The organism is Prevotella sp. tc2-28 (assembly GCF_900107705.1).
Classification (GTDB): Bacteria; Bacteroidota; Bacteroidia; order Bacteroidales; family Bacteroidaceae; genus Prevotella.
This window is the reverse complement of sequence record NZ_FNRE01000001.1, coordinates 80,160-101,823: the sequence shown is the minus strand read 5'-3', so window position 1 is coordinate 101,823 and position 21,664 is coordinate 80,160. Positions and strand designations below refer to the sequence as shown.

The window sequence follows — 21,664 nt, the reverse complement described above, 5'->3', positions numbered from 1 at the left end:
CGACGATGCAACCCAACCAACAGAATCCCGTCATTGCTGGACTGTATGCCGACCCGGAAGTGCTGTGGTCGGAACGCGACCAGAAATACTACCTGTATCCGACGACCGACGGTCAGGAGAACTGGGACAACCACGACTTCCGCTGCTATTCCAGCACAGACTTGAAAGACTGGAAGTACGAGGGTGTCATCTTCGACCTGCAGACCGACTGCCAGTGGGCTAAGCGTAAGGCATGGGCTCCCTGCATCATTGAGCGCAAGATGGGGAAAGGCAAGAAGGCAAAATACAAGTACTACTATTATTTCGTAGGCGAGGGCAAAATTGGCGTGGCTGTCAGCAACCAGCCTACTGGCCCGTTCAAGGATGCGCTGGGCAAGCCGCTATGTACGCAGGACATGCCCGTGATGAAGCAGGGCGGTGCGACGATAGACCCCGATGTGTTCCAGGACCCGCAGACGGGAAAGTACTATCTGTACTGGGGTAATGGCACAATCGTCTGTGCCGAGCTGAACGACGACATGACGAGTTTCAAGGGCGAGCCGACGGTCATTATGCCCCGTAAGGACAAGGCGCGCTACAACTACAACGAGGGACTGTACGTGTTCTATCGCGACGGACTATACTATTTCACATGGTCGGAGAACGACACCCGTTCGAAAAACTACCGCGTGCGCTACGCCATCAGCGATTCGCCTACGGCACTGGTGCGTGACGGACAGCCCGTGACAGCAGCCGAGAAGACCATCGTGCTGCAGCGCGACAACAGCAAGCAGATATTCGGTACAGGTCATCATGCCGTGGTGCAGAAACCCGGCACGGACGAGTGGTACATCGTCTATCACCGCTTCCAGCGCCCGCGCGGAGCCAAGCTCGACTGGAGCGCAGGCTACAACCGCGAGGTGTGCATAGACCGACTGACTTTCGACGATCAAGGAAGAATATTACCCGTAAAACCAACATTATAAAAAAAAGACAATGAGAAAATTATTGATGATGCTGGCACTGACAACGGCAGCCGCCGCTCAGGCCAGCGAAAAGATTGACACCGTAGAAGTGAAGAACGCCGAGAAGGTCGTTATTGTAACCAGCGACACCGCTCAGCAGGTAACGATTGTGGGAAACGGAGGTCTCACCGCTTACAACGAGCAAGTGCCACTGAATGAATACAAGATGCGCAAGCTGCGCAAAGGTAAGAGAAAGTACAATCCCTGGGATGCAGACGCTGACCTCGGTGTCGGCTTTGCCACCCCGCTGAGCACGTCGGACGGCTATGGTTTTGCCACATTCCGTTCGCCGGAAGTGTTTGTCGGACTGCGCATGTCCTATACGCCAGAGAAGGCGCTGCAGACCTACAGCTTCGGACTGTGGTGCGACTGGAAGCGCTATGGGCTGAGCACCGACAAGATGATGACGAAGGTGGCTGACGACGCTATCGTGCTGGCTCCTTATCCCGCCAATGCCAAGAACCGCGTTTCGCGTCTGAACATCTTCAGTCTGTCCGTGCCCCTGCTGTTCACGCAGCGGTTTGCTCACAAGAGTAATTTCAGCTTCACGCTGGGTCCGGTGGTCAACTTCAACCTGTACGGAAGGGTGAACACGCAGTATGACCTGGGCGACGAGGCACATGACATCACCACGAAAGGTATCAAGTATAACGTGGTAACGGTCGACCTTATGGCGGCATTTACTTATAAAGAGGTGTCACTCTATTGCAAGTATTGTCCGATGAATGTCATCAAGGAGAACAAAGGACCTAAGTTCCAGTCACTCACCTTCGGCCTGTATCTTTGACAACTCGGCTTCTGTCTTTGACAGCTTGTCCTTGCAGAACTTAATGAGTCGCTGTGCAGCTTTCAGCTGTGCAGCGATTTCGTCGATATCCAGTTCGTTGGATTCCATCTTTCGGACAATGCCTTCCAACTGGGCCATTGCCGCCTCGTATTTCATCTCGTCGTTCATAGTACGGTAGATTTGATTGTTCCTTTTTCAACTCTTGTCTCCAGCACGTCGCCGGCCTTCAGCTGTTGCGGGTCGCGCACGGCACGTCCGTTGAGCAGGGTGATGCTGTAGCCGCGGCTCAGCAGTCGTTGCGGGTCATGGCTTTTCAGGAGCACCTCCAGCATCTCGATGCGATGGCGCGCTTCCGCCAAGTTGCGCTGTACGAGGGCGGGGAGAAGCGTCTGCAGGTTTGTCAGGCGCATCTTCTGATTGGCAATGCGCTGGAATATTGCCGTGCTGATGCGCTGCTGCGCACTGTTGATGCGCTCCAGCACCTGGCGCAGGTGGTCGATGAGCAAGGCTGCTGCTGCCGTTGGCGTCTTCACCCGTGTGTGCGCTACCATGTCCAGTATTGACTCGTCGCGCTCATGACCGATTCCTGTGATGACAGGTAACGGGAACTGGGCGACATTTTCTGCGAGAGCCAGCGTGTCGAAACCGCTGAGGTCGGCAGTAGCGCCGCCGCCGCGAATGATAACGACGACATCGAAGGAAGTGTTGAGCGCGTAGATGCGCTCCAAGGCGGCAATGATGCTCTGTTCCACCTGTTCACCCTGCATGATGGCAGGAAACAAAGTGACCTCGAAGCGGAAACCGTATTCATTGTCCTCCAGTTGTCGGCAGAAGTCGCCGTAGCCTGCCGCATGTTCCGCAGAAATAACGGCAATGCGCTTGGCAAAGAGCGGGATGTGCAGTTCGCGCTGGAGGTCGAAGACACCTTCCTCCTTCAGTTGGCGGATAATCTCCAACCGCTTGCGCGCCATATCGCCTAGCGTGTAGTTAGGGTCGATGTCAGTGACAATCCATGAGAAGCCGAACGCCTCGTGGAACTGTGCATATACCTTCAGCAGCACCTTCATGCCCGTGCGCAGCGGCTCGCCCGTGGTGCGCTCGAAATACGGCTTCACCATCAGCCATGTCTGTCGCCAGCATTTGGCTGAGGCGCGTGCCACTGGTGTGTTGGTATGCTCGTCCTTCTCAATCAGTTCGAGGTAACAATGTCCATTGTGTTCGCGGCATTCAGAAAGTTCCGCTTCCACCCAATACTCGTCGGGCAGCTGCATATCAATGGCGTCGCGCACCATTTTGTTCAGTTGACTGAGCGCATAGCTTTTGTTCATTCCACATTCCTCCGTTTGCCCAGCATATAAGCTCGCCAGAAATTAGGCAACCCGTAGCCGTAGATGTTGTCAGGGTGTTCGCGGTTATTGCCCGTTTGCCGAATCAGTTCAATAATCTCCTTTGCCGTCTTCTCTGGCATGGCCTGCCACAGACAAGCTGTCAGACCGCAGACAATCGGCGCTGCAAACGACGTCCCCATATCTTGTGAGATAACGCCCCGTCCGTTGACGAGGAAGGTTGGCGCTCCAACAGCCACGATGTCCGGTTTGACACGCCCGTCCTGCGACGGCCCAATCGAACTGAACGGTGCTATGCGGTGAGGCGCGTCGGGGGTGACGGCGCCAACGGTCAGAATATTATCGGCGTCAGCCGGAACGGTAATCTTCTTCCACGGTCCCATGCCCGTATTGCCTGCAGAGTTGATGAGGATGATTCCCTTGTCGGCCAGTAAGGATGCCGACTGGCTGACGAAGGCGGTATGACCGTCGAGTTGCCAAAGTTGATGGTTCATGGCGCTACGGTCGTATTCGTTATAGCCCAGCGAGGAATTGATGAGGTCGCAGCCCACGGAGTCGGCAAACTCAGCCGCCATGGTCCAATAGTCCTCTTCTACTTCCTGCTCAGTCTGCTGGTCTTCCGACCTCAGCAGCCAATAGGCGCTGCGTGGTGCGGTGCCGATGAAATAGAACGGTTCGTTGATAACCATGGTGGAAAGCACCTTCGTGCCGTGGTCCGTCTCCGCATAGACCGTAGGCGAGGGCGGATAGACAAAGTCCTTGCAACCCCGAATGTCAGCGCGCTGGAAGGCAGGAATGCGGTCAACATTGCGGAAACCACCGTCGATAACAGCAATCATCATTCCCTCGCCGCGCATCGAGATGTCGTGCAGACGATGCCCCTGAATGGCGCGTATCTGGTCGGAGCTGCGCCCGTAGAGCTCGTCGGGCAACTTGTCGTGATCGTCGAATTGGTCGTGGTATTTCACCCGTTGCGCGGTCACGTCCACCGAGTCGGGCGCCTGCCATACCAATTTATGTCCCTTGACACAAGGCAACTGGTCCAGTTGGTGAATGAAGGTAGAGTCCTTCACCTTCACCAGCACGGTGTTCTGCCACCGACTCTGTCCGATGACGACGACCTCGTCAGAAGCAATGTCGCGGAGATAGTGCGGGCTGACGGGCAGGTCGGTGGAATCGAGCGGCAAGTGCTGTCGGTTCCTCCTGTCCAGCGAGCGCCGTGAGAGAAAGCGGGTGGGGTGCTCGAGCGAATAAGGCGAGTGGTTCTTGTCCTTCAAGTAAAGGCGGAAGATGAGTCCGGGTCCCTCTTTGTAACGCTTGCGTTGTGCCATGTCAGGCTTCGTAGCGGCATGTATCGCCGTCGCGCATAACAAAAGGCCTAACAGAACCCCCAAGAACCGCATTTTCTTCATCGTTAGTTTGTTTTCTGCGTGCAAAGGTACATCTTTTCTTTTTATTTCAATCATAATAAAGTCTAAAAGATTTGGTAGTTCAAGCAATAAGCAGTAATTTTGCACAATAATTCATACGTATGGACAATAAACAAGCGGCTCTTGAACTGGGAATAAAGCCTGTGGGGCAACTGCTGATGCAGTATGCCCTGCCTGCCATTGTGGCGATGACAGCTTCGAGCCTGTATAACATCATAGACCGCGCCATGATTGGTCAAGTCGTGGGTCCTGAGGCGATTGCCGGACTTGGCATCACCTTCCCGCTGATGAACCTCGGCGCAGCCTTCGGAGCTGCCGTGGGTGTTGGCGCCTCGACGTGCATCAGCGTAAAACTGGGCCAGCGCGATTACAAGACAGCAGAGAACCTGCTAGGTAACACCGTTACGTTGAACCTCATCGTCGGTTTCCTCTTCATGGCAATCTGTCTGTTGTTCCTCAATCCCATTCTGCGTTTCTTCGGAGCCAGCGACGCCACGCTGCCCTATGCCCGTGAATTCATGGTGGTTATCCTGTTGGGTAATATGGTGACACACATGTACTTCGGCATGAACGCCGTGCTGCGAGCTGCCGGAAAGCCCAGGCACGCCATGTATGCTACCCTTTTCACCGTAGGCATGAATATCGTGCTCGTCGTCGCCTTTGTGTGGTGGTTGCGCTGGGGCATCCGAGGAGCAGCACTCGCCACCATCACGTCGCAGTCGATGGCGCTCTGTTGGCAGATGAAACAGTTCAGCAATCAGAAAGAACTGTTGCACCTGAAGCGAGGAATCTATAAACTCAAGGCAACGCTGGTTCGTAATATCATCGCTATAGGCATCTCACCTTTCTTGATGAATGCAACCGCTTGCGTGGTTGTTATCTTCATGAACAACCAGTTTGTGCGCTACGGAGGTGATATGGCTGTTGGTGCTTACTCGATAGCCAACTCCATCGCGATGGTGTTCTTTATGTTCGTTATGGGCATGATACAAGGCATGCAGCCTATTGTTGGCTACAACTACGGAGCTGAGCACTACGACCGCATGTTCCGTTGTCTTTGGATAACGATTGCCGTAGCCACAGGAATTCTCCTTGTCGGTTGGACGTTGTCTATGGCGTTCCCCAACGAAATAGCGCGCATCTTTACGACCGATGCCTCACTGATAGCACTTGCAGGACGAGGTATCCGGCTGAACATGCTGGTGTTCTTCGTCGTGGGTTCGCAGGCGGTAATCACCAACTTCTTCCAGTGTATCGGCAAGGTAAAAATATCGATATTCCTCTCACTCTCGCGCCAGCTGATCCTGTTGATTCCGATGGCCTATGTCCTTCCGTTCTTCATCGGACTGGATGGCGTGTGGTACTCGATGGCGCTGAGTGACTTTGGTTCGTTTGCCATGACGATACCAGTGCTGATATGGTATATGAAAAAACTGAAAAGGAAATGAATAAGCAAGTCATTATCTGTGTTGGACGCCAGTTGGGCAGTGGCGGTCATGATATCGCCCGGATGCTGGCGCTGGACTTCAATGCCAAGTATTACGACAGGGAACTGATGAACCTGGCTGCCAAGGAAAGCGGATTCTCGGAGAAGTTCTTTGAGCAGAACGACGAGCAGCGAGGCATCTTCCGTTCGCTGTTTCACCTGCATGCTCCTCATATCGGCGACAACAACCTGTATAACAACGATTTCTCGCAAGAGTCGCTGTTCAAATTCCAGAGTGACGCCATCAAGAAAGCTGCCGACGAGGGCTCTTGTGTGTTTGTAGGGCGCTGTGCCGACTACGTGTTGCGCGACCGTTCCAACATGGTGTCAGTGTTTATCACGGCATCCTTGGAATTTCGTATTCAGCAAGTGATGACGAAAGAACACCTGGATCATGCCGCTGCGCGCAGGTTCATCGAACAGCGCGAGACGACTAGGGCATCATACTACAATTACTATACCGGCAAGAAATGGGGAAGTGCCGCGTCGTACGACCTCTGCATCGATGCTTCCATCCTGGGCTTGCAGGCTACGGAGAAACTGATAGCCGACTTTATCCGCAAACGTTTTGGACTATGAAGAAAATCGGAATTATCAGCGACACCCATTCGTATTGGGACGAGAAATATCTGCACTACTTCGAGCCGTGCGACGAGATATGGCATGCAGGCGACATCGGTTCGCTGGAGGTGGCAGAGAAACTGGCTGCATTCCGTCCGTTGCGTGCCGTCTGCGGCAACTGCGACGGCGGTGACCTGAGACTGATGTATCCTGAAATCCTACGTTGGAAGTGTGAGGATGTCGACGTGCTGATGAAACACATAGGCGGTTATCCCGGCAACTACGACTACAGCATCCGCGGACAGCTCTATGCCTCGCCGCCCCAGCTGTTCATTGCCGGACACTCGCATATATTAAAGGTGAAGTTTGACAAGACGCTCAATCTGCTGCACATCAATCCCGGAGCTGCTGGCTTGCAGGGATGGCACAAGGAGCGCACGCTGATAAGATTGACCATCGAGGGCAATAAATTCAGTGATTGTGAAGTTATTACATTAGGAAGATAAAATAAATAGTCAAATATGAAAACAATCGTCATTACCGGCGGCGCAGGCTTTATAGGAAGTCACGTGGTGCGCCTGTTTGTGAACAAGTATCCTGATTATCACATCATCAACCTCGACAAGTTGACGTATGCCGGCAACCTGGCAAACCTGAAGGACATTGAGAACAAGCCCAACTACGAGTTTGTGAAGATGGACATCTGTGATTTCGAGGCTTTCTACAAGCTGATGCAGGACAAGAAGGTGGACGGAATCATCCACCTGGCTGCTGAATCGCACGTAGACCGCAGCATCAAGGACCCCTTCACTTTCGCACAGACCAATGTCATGGGAACGCTTTCTCTGCTCCAGGCTGCCAAACTCTATTGGGAGTCGCTGCCTGAGAAGTATGAGGGCAAACGTTTCTACCACATCTCTACTGATGAGGTGTATGGTGCTTTGGAACTGACTCACCCAGAGGGTATTGAACCGCCGTTCACCACGACCGCTTCCTCGGCAGAACATCACCTGGCTTACGGTGACAAGTTCTTCCTGGAGACCACGAAGTACAATCCCCACTCACCTTATAGTGCGTCAAAGGCTTCTTCAGACCATTTTGTGCGTGCTTTCCACGACACCTACGGAATGCCGGTAGTCGTAACTAACTGTTCGAATAACTACGGACCTTACCAGTTCCCGGAGAAGCTGATTCCGCTGTTCATCAACAACATCCGTCATCGCAAGCCGTTGCCCGTCTACGGCAAGGGTGAGAATGTGCGCGACTGGTTGTATGTAGAGGATCATGCCCGTGCTATTGACCTCATTTTCCATGAGGGTAAGATAGCCGATACGTATAACATCGGCGGCTTCAACGAGTGGAAGAACATCGACATCATCAAGGTGGTTATTAAGACCGTTGACCGTCTGCTGGGCCGCAAGGAAGGTGAGGACATGGACCTTATCACCTTCGTTACTGACCGTGCCGGACACGACCTGCGCTATGCTATCGATTCGTCCAAGCTCCAGAAGGAACTCGGTTGGGAACCCTCGTTGCAGTTTGAGGAGGGTATCGAGAAGACCGTCCGCTGGTATCTTGACAACCAGGAGTGGCTCGACAATGTAACGAGTGGTGATTATCAGAAATATTACGAAAAAATGTATAGTAACCGATGAAAAAAATACTGTTATTAGGCTCAGGCGAACTGGGCAAGGAGTTTGTGATTGCCGCCATGCGTGCCGGCCAGTATGTCATTGCTTGCGACCGTTACGACAACGCACCGGCCATGCAGGTGGCCGACGAACGCGAGGTCTTCTCCATGTTGGACGGCGATGCCTTGGAAGCTGTTGTCAACAAACATAAGCCCGACATCATCGTTCCTGAGATTGAGGCTATTCGCACGGAGCGCCTGTTTAAGTTTGAGGAACAGGGCATTCAGGTCGTTCCTTCAGCGCGTGCCGTCAACTATACGATGAACCGTCGTGCCATCCGCGACTTGGCAGCCAAGGAGTTAGGTCTGCGTACGGCGAAGTATTTCTATGCCAAGACCTTCGACGAGTTCAAGAAGGCAGCCGACGAGATCGGCTTCCCGTGTGTCGTCAAACCGCTCATGTCATCGTCAGGTCACGGACAGAGCTACGTCCATAATGACGACGAGTTGGAAACAGCCTTCCGTGAAGCAATGGAAGGAAGTCGTGGTGACGTGAAAGAGGTGATTATCGAAGAGTTCATCGACTTCGAGTCAGAGTTTACCCTGCTCACCGTTACGCAGCAGCACGGCTGGCCCACGCTGTTCTGTCCGCCTATCGGACACGTACAGAAAGGCGGCGATTACCGTGAGTCTTGGCAACCCTACAAGATTTCTGACGAGGCTTTGAAACAAGCTCAGATGATGGCAGACAAGGTGACGAAGGCGCTGACGGGTGCTGGTATTTGGGGTGTTGAGTTCTTCCTCACCAAGCAAGGCGAGGTTATCTTCAGCGAACTCTCTCCGCGTCCGCACGACACGGGAATGGTAACCCTTGGTCACACCACCAATCTCTCTGAGTTCGAGCTGCATCTGCGTGCCGTCTTAGGCTTGCCAATAGCAGGCATTCATCTGGAGCATGCCGGCGCGTCAGCCGTTATCCTCTCACCGAAGGAGGCTGCTGCACCAGTAGACCGTTCGCTGCTTGAATACAACCTGGTAGATGCCTTGAAAGAAGACCGTACACGTATCCGCATCTTCGGAAAGCCTGAGGCTCATAAGGGACGTCGCATGGGCGTTGTTCTTTGCTATGGTGATGTGGATGATGATGTCAATGCCTTGCGCGACAAAGCGAAACGACTGGCTTCCACCGTGCTCGGAACAGAACCCTATATGAAGAAATGATAGGTCGACTGATAGATTTACCCAAGATTGTTGACCCGCGAGGTAACCTGACTTTTGCCGAGGGAGAACAGATGGTGCCGTTTGACATCAAACGTGCTTATTGGGTGTATGACGTGCCTGCTGGCGAGAGTCGCGGCGGTCATGCCCATAAGTCTTTGCGTCAATTGGTAATAGCCCTTAGCGGCTCGTTCCATGTGACACTCGACAACGGACGTGAGCGCGAGACCGTCTTGTTGAATCACCCTTATCAGGGACTGTTGATTGAAACCAACATCTGGCGCACACTGGACGACTTCTCCAGTGGCGCCGTATGCTTGGTATTAGCCTCTGAACATTATGATGAGGCTGACTATATCTACGAATACGACGAATTCTTGGAATACGTAGGATGTTCGAAATAAGACGATATTCTCCTGACCAGGCAGAGGCATGGAACCAGTTTGTGGCGCAGTCGAAGAACGGCACGTTCCTCTTTGACCGACGTTTCATGGATTACCATGCCGATCGCTTCGCCGACCACTCGCTGATGGTGTACAGACGGGGAAAACTCTATGCCCTGTTGCCAGGTAATGTGGCTGATGAGACCTTTTTTTCCCATCAGGGACTGACCTATGGAGGATTGATCATGAACGAGCATACGACAGCGGCAGAAGTGGTGCAGTTGTTTGGACTGATCAACGACTCGTTGCGTGCGGAGGGATTGAGGAAGGTGGTCTATAAACCAACCCCTTGGATCTATCATCGTCAGCCTTCGGAAGAAGATCTTTATGCACTCATCGAAGTATGTCATCCCAGACTGTCAAGGAGTTTGTCGTCCGCTATCTCACGCGAGACCCTTAATCCGTGGTATCGTATTCGTCTGAACGGTGCGCGCCGTGCCAGTGAGGCTGGTGTCGTCATTGAAGAGACGGACGACTATCTTCCCTTCTGGCAGATATTGGAGCATAACCTGCGAAGTCGTTACGGACTGGCCCCCGTGCATACCGTCGATGAGATTATGTTGTTGCATCATAGGTTGCCTGACCATATCCGTCTCTTCGTCGCCAAGTATCAGGGCGAGACATTGGGTGGTACGGTGCTTTTCGTGACACCCCGAGTGGTGCATTCGCAATATATCGCAGCCAGTGAGCAAGGTAAGCAGTTGCATGTCCTTGACCTGTTGTTCCAAACGGTTATCCGTAAGTCGCTTGTCACCCATCCGTATTTCGACTTTGGCATTTCAACAGAGAAACACGGAACGTGGCTCAACGAGGCGCTCATCTACCAGAAAGAAGGTTTTGGCGGACGAGGCATCTGCTATGACTGGTATGAATACGACCTGTAAGTCGGGATGCTTTTTTTTAATTCTTTTTCTTGATGGTGTAGTTGCGCACGTAGTCGCGTAGGAAGTCGACAGCTTCGGTATGGTTCATGCCATAGCGCAGGATGACGGTAACCATGCGCGTCGAGTCATCAATGACTTTTCCGTAGTATTCCAGTTCACCTTCGTGTCCTTGGTGAATAGAGTAGTCGTCGCCCGCATCAATGAGTTCGGCACCCATTCCCATAAGCGTTTGTCCTGGGGTGCGGAAGATTTCTGTTTCATCGAGGTCCTGTACCATGAACGACAGCGATACGTCATCCGTCATGAATACCTCCATCTGGTCGTCTTCCAAATACTGGTGACGCAAATAATCCGGGTAGGCGATGTCCAGGTCGAGTGCATCGCTGTGATAATAGATGGTGTCTGCCTTGCTGAATTCGATGCTCAGGCTGTCGTCGCCCGTCAGCACATTGTTGAATCCTTTCAGTTGCTGGCGCTGTCCGCAGGCAGCGAAAAGGAGGAGAAATAATAAAAGTAAAGGTAAATGGTTTCTGTTCATCTTTAGTTTCTTTACATTAAGAGTTGTTCAAGTGTTGGTATTTCTATTCGTCCGCGATGTAGGTTGATTAATTTGTCTGACTGCATTTCGTTGAGCGCTCGGCTGATGTCCAAGCGGCTGTCGTTCAGTTCGTGCCCCAGTTGTTGCATGAGGATATAAAACGTCTTGGGACCAGCAGGATAAAGGCATCGTGAGAAGAAGAAGCGGATGATGCGCTCGCGTAAGGACTTGGGGGATGAGCGCCAAGCACGGTGGCTCATACGTTGGGTTTCTGCTGCCAACAGGTTGAGCATGTTCAGTCTGAACACCAGTTGTGTCTCGAGCAGTAGCAAGACTTCTTGCTTGTCCAAAGTGATGAGATTGCAGGAAGTGATGGTCTTAAAAGTGGAAGTGTAGCGCTGTGTCAGTCCGAAAAGTCGCTCCGGCTGTAACGTATAGGGAGCATTGATGGATTCAACGACGCGACAGGTTCGGTCGTCGTTCTGCGTCTCACATTCTATGGTGCCGTTTGTCAGGAAGAAGAGCTGCTTACAGTCGTTGCCCTCCTTGACGACCGTCTTGCCTGCTGCCAGTTTGGAAAAGCCAAACTTGGTATGTGTGACGACTTCCATGAGGTCGGCACGGCTCATGCCCTGAAAGAGGCTGAACTGCAGCAGTTGGTCGTAGATGGTCATTCCAGTATCTTGTTCTTAAGGGATGGCGAGTACCAGACGGCGTTCTTGCCATTTTTGTCGTAGATGAAGTATGCCATGAGGTCGGGATTGCGCTCCAGTACCTTCTGGGCCTTCTCCAGTCCCATTACCATAAAGGCGGTGGCATAAGCGTCAGCGCGTGCACATGTGTTGCAGAGTACGGTGGCCGAAAGGATGTTATGCTGTACGGGATGTCCTGTCTTAGGGTCGATGGTGTGAGCATATTTGCGGCCACCCTTGTAATAGAAGTTACGGTAATTGCCGCTGGTCGCCATTGCCTTGTCGGTGACGTTAAGGACGGTTTGTAGTTCTCCGCCATCGGCTAAGGGCTCATCCGTAGGCTTTGTAACGCCGATTTTCCAGGGCAGACGTTTCTCGCTGATACCCTTGGTGACAACCTCGCCTCCGATTTCTACTAAGTAGTTCTCGATGCCTTTTTCGTCGAGCAGTCGTGCTGCTACATCAACTCCGTAGCCTTTGGCGATGGCTGAGCAGTCGAGCATGATTCGCGGGTCTTTTTTGACGATGTGCTTTCCGTCATAGCTGACCTTCTGGTAACCGATGAATGCGCGCAGTGAGTCGATAGCCTGATTGTTGGGCGTCAGTCCTTTCTTGAAACCGAAGCCCCAGATGTTAACCAATGGAGCCACGGTGATGTCGAAGGCACCATCGGTGTCTTTGCTGACCTTCTGAGCCAGTTGGAACACGTCGACAAACATTTTCCCGGGCTTGACATCCTTGTTGTTATTTATCTGTGTGATGGTGCTCTGCTCGTTGAACATCGAGAGAGTAGCGTCAACCTCCTTCAACTTTGCCAGCAGTTCTGCATGAAGGTCGTCGTCATGTTGATAGGTGATGTGATACGTCGTACCGAAGATAAGACCCGTGCATTTCTGGTAGGGCATGCTGTGTTGCTGGCGGATGATAAGTATGGTCCCTACAATCAGCAGCGTGAGGAAGGGAATCTGCCAGATGAGTCGCTTGTTGCGGTTAGTAGTCGTTTTGTCCATGGAATAATATAATAAAGGTATCAGATGTCGAAGATGACGTTGAAGTTGGCTGCCAGGTTGTCCTTGTCGTTAATGCCAAAGCCTGGCACGTACCATACATTGCCCAGGTCTCCGTCCTTATGGGCAACTCGTCGCTTGTAGCGCACGGACCATCCCAAATGCAACGGACCGTACACTTTGGCGTCGATGCCGAAGACAGCTTCCAGCCAGTGCATGTTGCAGGACATATCCTTGAGACCATAAGGCACCTTGGTTCGCCATATCGGGTCAATGAGGTCTTCGTGGAGAATGTCAACCTTATAAGTGGTGAAGGCATATCGGAATCCGACGAAAAGCCTGTTTGCCTGATGTTTGTTTCTCAGGATGTTCCAGTCCATACCGATACGGAAATAGGGCGCTGACGTCTTGTAGGTCAGGTGTGTCACCTCGTCGTCTTCATGCTTGGCACGACCGAGACCCATTTCGAAGATGGGGAACCACTGATCGTGTAGGTTGATGCGCAGGGCTCCTTCGTACTCGCCTCGGTCTCCCAACAGGAGCATGGCTGGTCCAACGAGATCGAAAGACACCTGAAAACCGCGGAAGAAAGGTATGGAGTCCTTTTCCAAACGGAACATTTTCAGTTGCGCTTGGGCCGGTGTGGCATGGCCTATGAGCATCAACAGGCTAAATGTCAGGGTCAAGATATATGCGGAAATGTTCTTTCGGTTTGTCATAGTTAATGTCGGAATTGATAATGACGATGGAATCGATGATGTTTCCCATGCACCTTACGGAAGTGACGTGGTGGAAATAAGAGGCCTGACAGTCTATGGATTCAAAGTGCTGGAAACTTTCCTTGCGGACGTAGATGCTGTCGGGATAGTAATGCCTGGTCTCGTCGCCCAGCAAGACGAAGAAAGTATCTTCTGGTTGCATATAGCTGATGGGCAGTTCGAAACTGGTGGCGGTTGATCCGTTTAGCCTGTTCAGTACCAGGGTGTCAACTCTATTGCCTCTCCGTGCCCAAATCCACAAGGTGTCATTGTCCAGCGTATCGGGCTTTCCGTCAGGCTGATAAAGTCCGTATTTAGTGTAAACACGGTGGTTCAGCGGACAGTCGATGGACGAACAGGCCGCAAGGATAGCCAAGAGGGAGAGCACAACGATTATTTTCCGCATCTGATTTCCTCCTCTATCTGATAGTCGTTACGTCCTGCACTGCTCCGGCTGATGAGGTCGCCCAAGAATCCGGCAAGGAACAGCTGAGTACCAATCATCATCATCGTTAGGGCAATGTAGAAATAGGGGGAATTGGTCACCAGGCGCATGGGGACGTCGTTGTACAGCGCCCATGCCTTCTCTATACCCAAAAAGGCAGCAGCCAGGAAACCGATCAGGAAGACGATGGTGCCAAGGAATCCAAACACGTGCATGGGTTTCTTGCCGAACGTGCCCAGGAACCATAGCGTCAGCAGGTCCAGATAGCCGTTGACGAAACGGTTCCAGCCCATGAACTTTGACTTGCCAAACTTGCGAGCCTGGTGGTGGACGGGTTTCTCCACAATCTTGTCGAAGCCGGCATTCTTGGCCAGATAAGGCATGTAGCGATGCATCTCGCCATAGACCTCAATGTTCTTTACAACTTCACGGCGATAGGCCTTCAGTCCACAGTTGAAGTCGTGCAGGTTCTTAATGCCACTGACCTTGCGGGCTGTTGCGTTGAAAAGCTTGGTGGGGATGGTCTTCGACAACGGGTCGCCTTGCTTGCGGTTTTGCTTGAATCCGCTCACCAGGTCGTTGCCGTCTTCCTTAATCATTCGGTACAGTTCAGGAATCTCGTCGGGAGAGTCTTGCAGGTCAGCATCCATGGTGATCACCACGTCGCCCTGGGCTTCCTTGAAACCGCAATAGAGGGCTGGCGACTTTCCGTAGTTGCGACGGAACTTGATGCCCTTTACGTGTTCAGAACGGGCAGCCAGTTCGTTGATGACATCCCATGAGCGGTCTGTAGAACCGTCATTGACAAAAATGACTTCGTACGAAAATTTGTTCTCATTCATGACACGCTCAATCCAGGCGAACAGCTCTGGAAGCGACTCGTCCTCGTTATAAAGGGGAATTACTACTGATATGTCCATTTTATGATATTAACTTTCAATTCTTAATTATTACCTCTTTCTTCATCAATGCTGCAATGGGCAGTCCTAAGAACAATCCCGACGTGATATTGATGGTCAGCATGTTCAACGCAAAGTCTATAGGGCGCATTTCAGCCAACTGCTTCAGACCTTCCTCCATCTCACGACGCATGCCGTAGACATCCAGTATTTTTGCCCCTTCTGCTGAATGGACCAGCGTATTGAACTTCCCCAAAAGGAATCCGTCGTCAATAAAGGCGAAGTAGACATAAATAACAGCTGCTAGCAACAGTCCGGCATAGAAAAAGATCAGGATGGTGTAGGCATAACCCCTCAGAAAGGTTATTGCGCCTTCACGTGCCACGTCGCGGAAATGGCGCAACCTGTTCGCAGCAAAGAAGGGGGATGAGATGATAAGCAGCAAGGCGGCCGTCCCCAGTGAGGGGTAGGTGAGTCCTTTGATATAGCAGATAAAACTGCCAATCCATAACAGGGAGAGCAATGCTCCATCCTGCTTGGCAAATGCTTTCAGTTGTTTATATTCTAAAGGTGTCATTACAGGGTGCAAAGTTACGAAGAATTTTGTAAATGAAAAAAAATATCTGCAATCATTTGCAGTTTCTAGAAAATATTTGTAACTTTGCACCCGCAAAATGAGCGAGTCCTGTACGGCCAGCTCCCTCGGAATCCCCCAGGATGGGAACATAGCAAGGGTACTTGGTTGTAGCGGCGCGATACAGTCAGCTCGCTCACCCGCCTCTTTAGCTCAGTTGGCCAGAGCACGTGATTTGTAATCTCGGGGTCGTTGGTTCGAATCCGACAAGAGGCTCAAGAAAGTATATAACTAAAAAGCCAGAATCTAGAAAAATGCAAAACACCCATCTTGTCAAACGCCGTGTTATTGGTGTGGATATCAGCAATGATCGTACGTCATTCGCTATTGTGGATGTAAGAGGTAATATCATTGCCCAAAATCATTTCCCAACAGATGACTATAAGGATTTGAACCATTTTGTCTCCAAGTTGACGGAGGAAATCCTGATGCTGGCTGAGGCTAATGGTGGCTATGAAACCATTCGTAGTATCGGTGTTAGCTGTCCAAGTGCCAGCGTGGTGTCTGGTTGTATCGAGAATGCTGCAAACCTGCCTTGGAAAGGTTTGGTTCCGTTGGAAGCAATGTTGCGCGACCGACTGGGTATCGCCGTTGCCGTGGGTAATGATGCTCACACGTCTGGTTTGGGTGAGCATATGTATGGTTCAGCGCATGGCATGAAGAACTTCATCGTTGTCAGCCTGGGTGTCGGACTGGGCAGTTGCTTCTTCTCGGAGGGGCGTGAGCATCTTGGCATGAAGGGTTATGGTGGCGAGGTAGGTCATACCTGTCTGGTAGACCATGGTCGTAAGTGTGCATGCGGAAAGGAGGGCTGTTTGGAAGCTTACGTGGCTGCTAATGGTATTGTGCAGACTGCACAGGAACTGATGGCAGAGAGTGATCAGCCTTCTTTGATGCGTGATGCGAAAGAACTCTCGCCCCGCATCATCAAGGAGTTCTGCGACCAAGGTGACGAACTGGCCATCGAGACATTCCGCCGTACGGGTTATCTCTTGGGAATCGGTCTGGCGAACTATGCCTCCTTGGTTAGTCCCGAGGCAATCATCTTAACGGGCGGCATCGTTCATGCAGAACAGTGGCTCATTGACCATGTTCGTGATTCGTTCGAGAGTCATGTGTTCGGAAATATCCGTGGCAAGGTGAGACTGTTGGTGTCCGACCTTAACGACGGTGAACGTGAGATACTCGGTTCATGCGCTTTGGCATGGGAAGTTCCTGAGTATTCGCTCTTCAAGTAAATTTTGGCTTAATCTAAGTCGACGACAGTAATACCGGCACCTCCGAACTGGACGTGCTCGTCTTTGGCTTTCTTGACGTTCGGCACTGTGTTCAGGTACTGGCGAATGAGTTGCCGTAGGATGCCTGTTCCCGTACCGTGTAGTATACGTACGCGCGACATTCCAACAAGAATGGCGTCGTCGATGAAGTGCATCACGGCGTCCACGGCTTCGTCGCCACGCATACCTCTCACGTCGATGTCTTGGTGGAAGTTCTGCTTGCGGTCTTCTATCGTGGCGCTGGTCATACGCGTGGTTTGGATAGCCAGTCCCGAGTGGTCGTTCTTGGCCTTTTCCTCCTTGGGCTTCGTGGCATGCTCCAGTCGGTCCGTCTTCATCTTCGTCTTTACATCACCAAAGATGACAACGGCATTCTTGCCCGACAGACTTTCCAATTTGCCAATCGTGTCCATGCCTTTGATGCGCACGGTGTCGCCAGGCTTCAGGGGTGAGTTGTCTGTTGCTGAAGCAGCCAGACTGTTTCTCATCTTTTCCGCTATGGCGCGCTGTTCCTCGCCTTTCTTCTCCTTGCGCTGAGCCTTGCGTGCCTTGCGCTCTTCCATTTGACGTAGTTTCTTGGCAAAGTCCTCCTCGCTCATCAGTCCTTGCGTGTTGTCACTGACCACCTGCTCGCGGAACTGGTTCAGTTCTTCGCGGATAAGTCTGGTCTGCTCCTTCTCGGCCTGGGCCTCCTTAATGTCGCGAATGGCGTTCTCTATCTTGCGATTGGCTTCCTTCAGAAGTTCCTCCGCCTGCTCCTTGGCCCTGCGCAGGATAGCTTTGCGCTCGCGTTCAATCTCCTCGATGCTTGCATCCAGTCGTTCACCGGTAGCCTCCAGTCGTTTCTCATGTTGATGGATGGTCTGGCGCTTGCCTTCCCAGTAGCGCTTGTCGCGCACGATGTCCTGCAGGTATTTGTCGCTCTGTATATAGTCTGAACCCACAATCTCCGAGGCATCGTTGATGACTTCTTCGGGAATCCCCGTCTTACGCGCTATCTCAATGGCAAACGAGGAACCGGGCTGGCCTATTGACAATTGAAAGAGCGCCTGCATCTGATGCCTGTCGTAGAGCATGGCGCCATTCACTACACCTTCGTGGTCTTCAGCAAAGTGCTTCAAGTTCTGGTAGTGTGTGGTGATGATGGCAAACGTCTGCTTCTTCCAAAACTGTTTCAGCACGGCTTCAGCGATAGCGCCGCCAATGGTTGGCTCGGTACCGCCTCCAAATTCGTCGATAAGTAATAAGGTGCGCGCATTTGCCTGCTTCATCATGTTCTTCATGTTCAGCAGATGACTTGAATAAGTAGACAAGTCGTCGGCTATCGACTGCTCGTCGCCGATGTCTATCATGATATGCTGGAACAAGCCTACCGTAGAACGGTCGCCCACGGGGATGCTGAGTCCACATTGCAACATGTATTGTAACAGTCCTACCGTTTTCAGACATACCGACTTGCCACCAGCATTCGGGCCTGAGATAATCAGCAGTCGCTTCTCTTTGGTCAGTATGATGTCAAGGGGAATGGCTTTCTTGTCTTGTTTGGCCAACGAGCGTTGTAACAGAGGGTGGACGGCGCGGATCCAGTCGATATGTGGTTCAGTACTTACCTGTGGTTCGAAGGCCTGCATCTGCTCTGCCATCTCAGCCTTGGCGTGGATGAGGTCGATCGTGGCCAGGAACTGATAAGAATCCAACACTTCTTGTACATGTGGGCGCAGCTCGTCGGAGAAAACCGTCAGTATTCGGATGATTTCCCTACGCTCTGCTGCCTCTAACTCGCGCACCTTGTTATTTGCCTCCACTACTTCCGTGGGTTCTATGAACACAGTCTTGCCGGTAGCAGACTCGTCGTGTACGATACCCTTGATGCGTCGTTTCAGTCCTGGTGCCACGGGAATGACCAGTCGTCCGTCGCGCAGCGTGGGAGCTACGTCCTGAGCCACCAATCCTTCGCGTTGTGCACTATGCAGAATGGTATATAGCGTTCTTGAAATGCTGCCAGCCGTCTGTTCCATGTCGTGACGGATGCCCGCCAGTATCATTGTGGCAGAGTCCTTGATTTTTCCGAACTTGTCAAGAATAGAGTCGATGCGACGGATAATGGCAGGAAACGTCTGGACGTCCTTGGCCAACTGTCGTAGAGAAGGGTAGGGGTATTCCGGATTCTCATCGTCTCCATTGTTCTTGTTCAAGAAGTTCACGATGATACCGATGGTCTCCAAAGAACGGCGTAAGTCAAACAACTCGTCCTCGTCCAGATGTGTGTTCTCCAGTCGGATGCGGGCAACCGATTCCCGTACATCGAAAAAATAGTTCATGGGCATCTGTTCTGCCGACTGCATCAGTCTGCGGAACTCCCTGATTTGTGACATCCATTCGTTGACGGTGTCTGCATCGTCGGAAAAGGTCATCTCGTCAGCCTTTTCCTTGCCCAGTGTGCTCAGACAATGCTCTTTCAACAACTGGCGTATTTCGTCAAATCCTATCTTCGATTCGTAGTTCTTCGGGTAAATCATGGTGCAAAAGTAATCATTTTGCGGCTATCTGACAAAAAAGTCAGCTAAAAATTTGCAGATTTCAAAAAATAACCTTACCTTTGCACTCGCTTTCAAGAAAATCGAAGCACTGGAGAGATGGTAGAGTGGTCGATTACAGTAGTCTTGAAAACTACCGTACCGAGAGGTACCGGGGGTTCGAATCCCTCTCTCTCCGCATTTTAATGAAAAGGGAACCTAACGGATTCCCTTTTTTTGTGCCTAAAAATCAACTACTTGCATTTTTAACCCATTGAAACTCTGCTATATAGAGGGAGGAATGTCCCCAAAATGACATAAGCAGTCATCGGACATCTTCCGCTATCATAAGCACGGAATGTATTACCAGATGTATTACCGCCCCCCGCTGTCAATAGTTTAAAGTAATACTTTTAGTTAAAAATGAACAAGACACCGTTATTAGAGTATGTTTACAATCGCAAAAAGACTGCGACTAAGAACAGGGAGGCAGCTGTTGAGCTCAGAATCACATTCGAGCGGAAACAGAAGTACATGACTACAGGCATCAGGCTCCTGCCGAAGCATTGGCACAGAGGGTCTGTGGTTAACCGAATTGATGCCCGTGTGTTGAACGAGACGCTGGAGAAACTCATGACTGAGGTTCGCCAAGTCATTCTTGAGATGATGAGCGAGAGCGTAATGGACATCTTCTCTATTCAGGAAAGGCTGAAGCGTAAACGTGCAAGTACCATTTCTTTTTTAGAGTTCTGCGAACAACGGACAAAGATCCGCCAGTATGGAAAGGCTGATGACAGTCAGGAACGCTACAACCGCTTCATGCGGTTCTTCTCTGCGTGGGGCAAGATCCACTATTTCGAAGATGTCACAGATGCTAACATCTTATTATTGGATGAACATCTGGCCAAAAAGGGACTTAAGCCCTACTCCAAGTGGAACAACTACCATCGGTTCCTTAACTCCTTTATCCTTGATGCTATTGATGAAGGATTCTTGAAACGTAATCCTTACAAATGGATTCGTATAGACAAGGAGAAATCGAAGGGTGGTATTGGCAAGTACCTTTCTCCATTAGAATTTGCGAAGGTCCGCGATGTCGCATTACCTTCTGAAAGTCTTCAGAGAGTTCGTGACGTGTTTGTGTTTCAAACCTACACATGTCTATCTTATACTGACTTGCATGACTTTGATGCCAGCAAGATTCAGGAGGTGAAGGGTTTGAAGGTGTATGTTGGCATACGAGCCAAAACGAAACAGACGTTCACAATCCCACTATTATCACCAGCCTTAGCCGTACTGAAAAAGTATCAGAATAATTTGCCTGTCATCAGTAACGTCAAGTATAACGAGTACCTGAAAGTTATTGCACAGGCGGCTGGCATTGATAAACCAGTATCGAGCCACTGGGCAAGACATACCGGTGCAACATTGTTGCTCAATGAAGGTGGCATGGATTTGAAGACGGTAGCAAAGATTTGCGGTCACTCATCCTTTAAAATTACAGAACAGGTTTATGCTAACATGCTTGATGACACCGTGGTTGACAAGATGGCTGCATACGAGAAAAAACTGAAATAAAAACTCCGCATATCTTTGTACTCGAAATCCTGCAGATGATTCCACATATCAATCCGCAGAAATATTTGAGGAAAACAATACGGAACACAATGCTGGATAAAAATAGTTAATGTCAAACAAAAAACGTATTAGTATGAAACAAGTAAATCGACAAAATCAGTATGCGGAATTTTCAATGACCATTTCAACGAGCAGAGAGCTATGGCGCTATCTGTTTCGTGGGCAGAAAAACTCATCCCAAAAACTTACACGCGTTGAAGCTTTCCATGATCTAATAGAGCGGCAGTATGCTGCACTACAAGAAGAGAGTGAATACATCTTCGGAAGCATAAGCAGCCTGTCGAGAGCATGGCACTGGGATAGAGATACCACGAGTGCCTTTATTACGGACCTGGAAGAGTTCGGAGTGGTTAGTCGTTACGACATGGGGAAACGTGCAGTATTAAAGCTGAACTGTACTATCGGCTAATAATCCATTATAAGGCACCATAGATGCCCTCTGAAGCAAAAGACCACTGTTTGTGGTGTTCC

General features: G+C 51.1%; 23 protein-coding genes and 2 tRNA genes. 14 read left to right on the top strand and 11 right to left on the bottom strand.

What is annotated here, in order from left to right:
• Nucleotides 1-5: 5 nt before the first annotated feature.
• Both BLU47_RS15020 and BLU47_RS00390 read left to right on the top strand, forming a co-directional pair.
• Complete coding sequence (locus BLU47_RS15020) at nucleotides 6-965, top strand: family 43 glycosylhydrolase (RefSeq protein WP_255402044.1); 960 nt, start codon at nucleotides 6-8, stop codon at nucleotides 963-965.
• A 10-nt stretch (nucleotides 966-975) separates the two neighbouring features.
• A complete protein-coding gene (locus BLU47_RS00390) occupies nucleotides 976-1,791 on the top strand; it encodes a hypothetical protein (RefSeq protein ID WP_143025409.1) in 816 nt (271 codons plus the stop codon).
• On the opposite strand, the gene xseB is transcribed toward BLU47_RS00390, so the two are convergent.
• Genes xseB through BLU47_RS00375 form a run of 3 tightly spaced genes read right to left on the bottom strand, consistent with a single transcriptional unit; the run spans nucleotide 1,765 to nucleotide 4,549 of the window.
• Nucleotides 1,765-1,959, bottom strand: a complete 195-nt coding sequence (xseB, locus tag BLU47_RS00385) for an exodeoxyribonuclease VII small subunit (RefSeq protein WP_091957129.1) — start codon at nucleotides 1,957-1,959, stop codon at nucleotides 1,765-1,767. The genes BLU47_RS00390 and xseB overlap by 27 nt on opposite strands.
• Complete coding sequence (xseA, locus tag BLU47_RS00380; RefSeq protein WP_091957128.1) at nucleotides 1,956-3,119, bottom strand: exodeoxyribonuclease VII large subunit; 1,164 nt, start codon at nucleotides 3,117-3,119, stop codon at nucleotides 1,956-1,958. Before xseA ends, xseB begins: the two co-directional genes overlap by 4 nt.
• Complete coding sequence (locus BLU47_RS00375) at nucleotides 3,116-4,549, bottom strand: S8 family serine peptidase (RefSeq protein WP_091957126.1); 1,434 nt, start codon at nucleotides 4,547-4,549, stop codon at nucleotides 3,116-3,118. The genes xseA and BLU47_RS00375 overlap by 4 nt, the downstream gene beginning before the upstream one ends.
• 119 nt (nucleotides 4,550-4,668) lie before the next feature.
• On the opposite strand from BLU47_RS00375, the gene BLU47_RS00370 reads away from it, so the two are divergent.
• Genes BLU47_RS00370 through BLU47_RS00340 form a run of 7 tightly spaced genes read left to right on the top strand, consistent with a single transcriptional unit; the run spans nucleotide 4,669 to nucleotide 10,789 of the window.
• Nucleotides 4,669-6,015: an MATE family efflux transporter gene (locus BLU47_RS00370; protein ID WP_091957124.1), complete on the top strand. Its 1,347-nt coding sequence runs from the start codon at nucleotides 4,669-4,671 to the stop codon at nucleotides 6,013-6,015.
• The gene (locus tag BLU47_RS00365) at nucleotides 6,012-6,632 is read left to right on the top strand and encodes a cytidylate kinase-like family protein (RefSeq protein ID WP_176780395.1); all 621 of its coding nucleotides are present in this window, start codon (nucleotides 6,012-6,014) and stop codon (nucleotides 6,630-6,632) included. Before BLU47_RS00370 ends, BLU47_RS00365 begins: the two co-directional genes overlap by 4 nt.
• Nucleotides 6,629-7,120, top strand: coding sequence for a metallophosphoesterase family protein (locus BLU47_RS00360; RefSeq protein ID WP_091957121.1), 492 nt, complete (start codon nucleotides 6,629-6,631; stop codon nucleotides 7,118-7,120). Before BLU47_RS00365 ends, BLU47_RS00360 begins: the two co-directional genes overlap by 4 nt.
• A 15-nt stretch (nucleotides 7,121-7,135) precedes the next feature.
• On the top strand, nucleotides 7,136-8,269 hold the full coding sequence (rfbB, locus tag BLU47_RS00355) for a dTDP-glucose 4,6-dehydratase (RefSeq protein ID WP_091957120.1): 1,134 nt from the start codon (nucleotides 7,136-7,138) through the stop codon (nucleotides 8,267-8,269).
• Complete coding sequence (gene purT, locus BLU47_RS00350; RefSeq protein WP_091957118.1) at nucleotides 8,266-9,465, top strand: formate-dependent phosphoribosylglycinamide formyltransferase; 1,200 nt, start codon at nucleotides 8,266-8,268, stop codon at nucleotides 9,463-9,465. The genes rfbB and purT overlap by 4 nt, the downstream gene beginning before the upstream one ends.
• Entirely contained in the window at nucleotides 9,462-9,866 is a 405-nt protein-coding gene (locus BLU47_RS00345) for a sugar 3,4-ketoisomerase (protein WP_091957117.1), read from the top strand. The genes purT and BLU47_RS00345 overlap by 4 nt, the downstream gene beginning before the upstream one ends.
• Nucleotides 9,854-10,789: a GNAT family N-acetyltransferase gene (locus tag BLU47_RS00340; protein ID WP_091957115.1), complete on the top strand. Its 936-nt coding sequence runs from the start codon at nucleotides 9,854-9,856 to the stop codon at nucleotides 10,787-10,789. Before BLU47_RS00345 ends, BLU47_RS00340 begins: the two co-directional genes overlap by 13 nt.
• 16 nt (nucleotides 10,790-10,805) lie before the next feature.
• Here the strand turns inward: BLU47_RS00340 and BLU47_RS00335 are convergent, their stop codons facing one another.
• The 7 genes from BLU47_RS00335 to BLU47_RS00305 are packed head-to-tail and all read right to left on the bottom strand — an operon-like array spanning nucleotide 10,806 to nucleotide 15,705.
• Entirely contained in the window at nucleotides 10,806-11,327 is a 522-nt protein-coding gene (locus BLU47_RS00335; RefSeq protein ID WP_091957114.1) for a hypothetical protein, read from the bottom strand.
• Between the two features lie 11 nt (nucleotides 11,328-11,338).
• Nucleotides 11,339-12,001: a Crp/Fnr family transcriptional regulator gene (locus BLU47_RS00330; RefSeq protein ID WP_091957112.1), complete on the bottom strand. Its 663-nt coding sequence runs from the start codon at nucleotides 11,999-12,001 to the stop codon at nucleotides 11,339-11,341.
• Nucleotides 11,998-13,029 (bottom strand): FAD:protein FMN transferase, encoded by a 1,032-nt coding sequence (locus tag BLU47_RS00325; RefSeq protein ID WP_091957110.1) that lies wholly within the window; start codon nucleotides 13,027-13,029, stop codon nucleotides 11,998-12,000. The genes BLU47_RS00330 and BLU47_RS00325 overlap by 4 nt, the downstream gene beginning before the upstream one ends.
• A gap of 20 nt (nucleotides 13,030-13,049) precedes the next feature.
• The gene (locus BLU47_RS00320; protein WP_255402029.1) at nucleotides 13,050-13,745 is read right to left on the bottom strand and encodes a DUF6048 family protein; all 696 of its coding nucleotides are present in this window, start codon (nucleotides 13,743-13,745) and stop codon (nucleotides 13,050-13,052) included.
• Nucleotides 13,696-14,190, bottom strand: coding sequence for a DUF6452 family protein (locus BLU47_RS14450; protein ID WP_143025408.1), 495 nt, complete (start codon nucleotides 14,188-14,190; stop codon nucleotides 13,696-13,698). The genes BLU47_RS00320 and BLU47_RS14450 overlap by 50 nt, the downstream gene beginning before the upstream one ends.
• The gene (locus tag BLU47_RS00310) at nucleotides 14,178-15,149 is read right to left on the bottom strand and encodes a glycosyltransferase family 2 protein (RefSeq protein ID WP_091957106.1); all 972 of its coding nucleotides are present in this window, start codon (nucleotides 15,147-15,149) and stop codon (nucleotides 14,178-14,180) included. The genes BLU47_RS14450 and BLU47_RS00310 overlap by 13 nt, the downstream gene beginning before the upstream one ends.
• Nucleotides 15,150-15,165: 16 nt before the next feature.
• Complete coding sequence (locus tag BLU47_RS00305) at nucleotides 15,166-15,705, bottom strand: DUF4199 domain-containing protein (RefSeq protein WP_176780394.1); 540 nt, start codon at nucleotides 15,703-15,705, stop codon at nucleotides 15,166-15,168.
• A 199-nt stretch (nucleotides 15,706-15,904) separates the two neighbouring features.
• On the opposite strand from BLU47_RS00305, the gene BLU47_RS00300 reads away from it, so the two are divergent.
• Nucleotides 15,905-15,978 (top strand) — tRNA-Thr (locus BLU47_RS00300).
• A gap of 38 nt (nucleotides 15,979-16,016) precedes the next feature.
• Nucleotides 16,017-17,000, top strand: coding sequence for an ROK family protein (locus BLU47_RS00295; RefSeq protein ID WP_091957103.1), 984 nt, complete (start codon nucleotides 16,017-16,019; stop codon nucleotides 16,998-17,000).
• Between the two features lie 8 nt (nucleotides 17,001-17,008).
• Here BLU47_RS00295 and BLU47_RS00290 read toward each other — a convergent pair whose 3' ends face one another.
• Nucleotides 17,009-19,558 carry an endonuclease MutS2 gene (locus tag BLU47_RS00290; RefSeq protein ID WP_091957101.1) on the bottom strand — a complete coding sequence of 850 codons (2,550 nt, stop codon included), beginning with the start codon at nucleotides 19,556-19,558 and terminating at the stop codon, nucleotides 17,009-17,011.
• A gap of 111 nt (nucleotides 19,559-19,669) precedes the next feature.
• Here BLU47_RS00290 and BLU47_RS00285 point away from each other — a divergent pair.
• The 3 genes from BLU47_RS00285 (at nucleotide 19,670) to BLU47_RS00275 (ending at nucleotide 21,602) form a co-directional block, all read left to right on the top strand.
• Nucleotides 19,670-19,754 (top strand) — tRNA-Ser (locus tag BLU47_RS00285).
• A gap of 224 nt (nucleotides 19,755-19,978) precedes the next feature.
• Nucleotides 19,979-21,133 (top strand): site-specific integrase, encoded by a 1,155-nt coding sequence (locus BLU47_RS00280; protein WP_091957100.1) that lies wholly within the window; start codon nucleotides 19,979-19,981, stop codon nucleotides 21,131-21,133.
• Between the two features lie 133 nt (nucleotides 21,134-21,266).
• Nucleotides 21,267-21,602: a hypothetical protein gene (locus BLU47_RS00275; RefSeq protein WP_143025407.1), complete on the top strand. Its 336-nt coding sequence runs from the start codon at nucleotides 21,267-21,269 to the stop codon at nucleotides 21,600-21,602.
• Nucleotides 21,603-21,664 lie beyond the last annotated feature (62 nt).

What these genes read in the sequence shown, in the direction of transcription:
- BLU47_RS15020 (WP_255402044.1), top strand. Translation starts at nt 6, where the DNA reads ATGCAACCCAACCAACAGAATCCCGTCATTGCTGGACTGTATGCCGAC.
- BLU47_RS00390 (WP_143025409.1), top strand. Translation starts at nt 976, where the DNA reads ATGAGAAAATTATTGATGATGCTGGCACTGACAACGGCAGCCGCCGCT.
- xseB (WP_091957129.1), bottom strand. Translation starts at nt 1,959, where the DNA reads ATGAACGACGAGATGAAATACGAGGCGGCAATGGCCCAGTTGGAAGGC.
- xseA (WP_091957128.1), bottom strand. Translation starts at nt 3,119, where the DNA reads ATGAACAAAAGCTATGCGCTCAGTCAACTGAACAAAATGGTGCGCGAC.
- BLU47_RS00375 (WP_091957126.1), bottom strand. Translation starts at nt 4,549, where the DNA reads ATGAAGAAAATGCGGTTCTTGGGGGTTCTGTTAGGCCTTTTGTTATGC.
- BLU47_RS00370 (WP_091957124.1), top strand. Translation starts at nt 4,669, where the DNA reads ATGGACAATAAACAAGCGGCTCTTGAACTGGGAATAAAGCCTGTGGGG.
- BLU47_RS00365 (WP_176780395.1), top strand. Translation starts at nt 6,012, where the DNA reads ATGAATAAGCAAGTCATTATCTGTGTTGGACGCCAGTTGGGCAGTGGC.
- BLU47_RS00360 (WP_091957121.1), top strand. Translation starts at nt 6,629, where the DNA reads ATGAAGAAAATCGGAATTATCAGCGACACCCATTCGTATTGGGACGAG.
- rfbB (WP_091957120.1), top strand. Translation starts at nt 7,136, where the DNA reads ATGAAAACAATCGTCATTACCGGCGGCGCAGGCTTTATAGGAAGTCAC.
- purT (WP_091957118.1), top strand. Translation starts at nt 8,266, where the DNA reads ATGAAAAAAATACTGTTATTAGGCTCAGGCGAACTGGGCAAGGAGTTT.
- BLU47_RS00345 (WP_091957117.1), top strand. Translation starts at nt 9,462, where the DNA reads ATGATAGGTCGACTGATAGATTTACCCAAGATTGTTGACCCGCGAGGT.
- BLU47_RS00340 (WP_091957115.1), top strand. Translation starts at nt 9,854, where the DNA reads ATGTTCGAAATAAGACGATATTCTCCTGACCAGGCAGAGGCATGGAAC.
- BLU47_RS00335 (WP_091957114.1), bottom strand. Translation starts at nt 11,327, where the DNA reads ATGAACAGAAACCATTTACCTTTACTTTTATTATTTCTCCTCCTTTTC.
- BLU47_RS00330 (WP_091957112.1), bottom strand. Translation starts at nt 12,001, where the DNA reads ATGACCATCTACGACCAACTGCTGCAGTTCAGCCTCTTTCAGGGCATG.
- BLU47_RS00325 (WP_091957110.1), bottom strand. Translation starts at nt 13,029, where the DNA reads ATGGACAAAACGACTACTAACCGCAACAAGCGACTCATCTGGCAGATT.
- BLU47_RS00320 (WP_255402029.1), bottom strand. Translation starts at nt 13,745, where the DNA reads ATGACAAACCGAAAGAACATTTCCGCATATATCTTGACCCTGACATTT.
- BLU47_RS14450 (WP_143025408.1), bottom strand. Translation starts at nt 14,190, where the DNA reads ATGCGGAAAATAATCGTTGTGCTCTCCCTCTTGGCTATCCTTGCGGCC.
- BLU47_RS00310 (WP_091957106.1), bottom strand. Translation starts at nt 15,149, where the DNA reads ATGGACATATCAGTAGTAATTCCCCTTTATAACGAGGACGAGTCGCTT.
- BLU47_RS00305 (WP_176780394.1), bottom strand. Translation starts at nt 15,705, where the DNA reads ATGACACCTTTAGAATATAAACAACTGAAAGCATTTGCCAAGCAGGAT.
- BLU47_RS00295 (WP_091957103.1), top strand. Translation starts at nt 16,017, where the DNA reads ATGCAAAACACCCATCTTGTCAAACGCCGTGTTATTGGTGTGGATATC.
- BLU47_RS00290 (WP_091957101.1), bottom strand. Translation starts at nt 19,558, where the DNA reads ATGATTTACCCGAAGAACTACGAATCGAAGATAGGATTTGACGAAATA.
- BLU47_RS00280 (WP_091957100.1), top strand. Translation starts at nt 19,979, where the DNA reads ATGAACAAGACACCGTTATTAGAGTATGTTTACAATCGCAAAAAGACT.
- BLU47_RS00275 (WP_143025407.1), top strand. Translation starts at nt 21,267, where the DNA reads ATGAAACAAGTAAATCGACAAAATCAGTATGCGGAATTTTCAATGACC.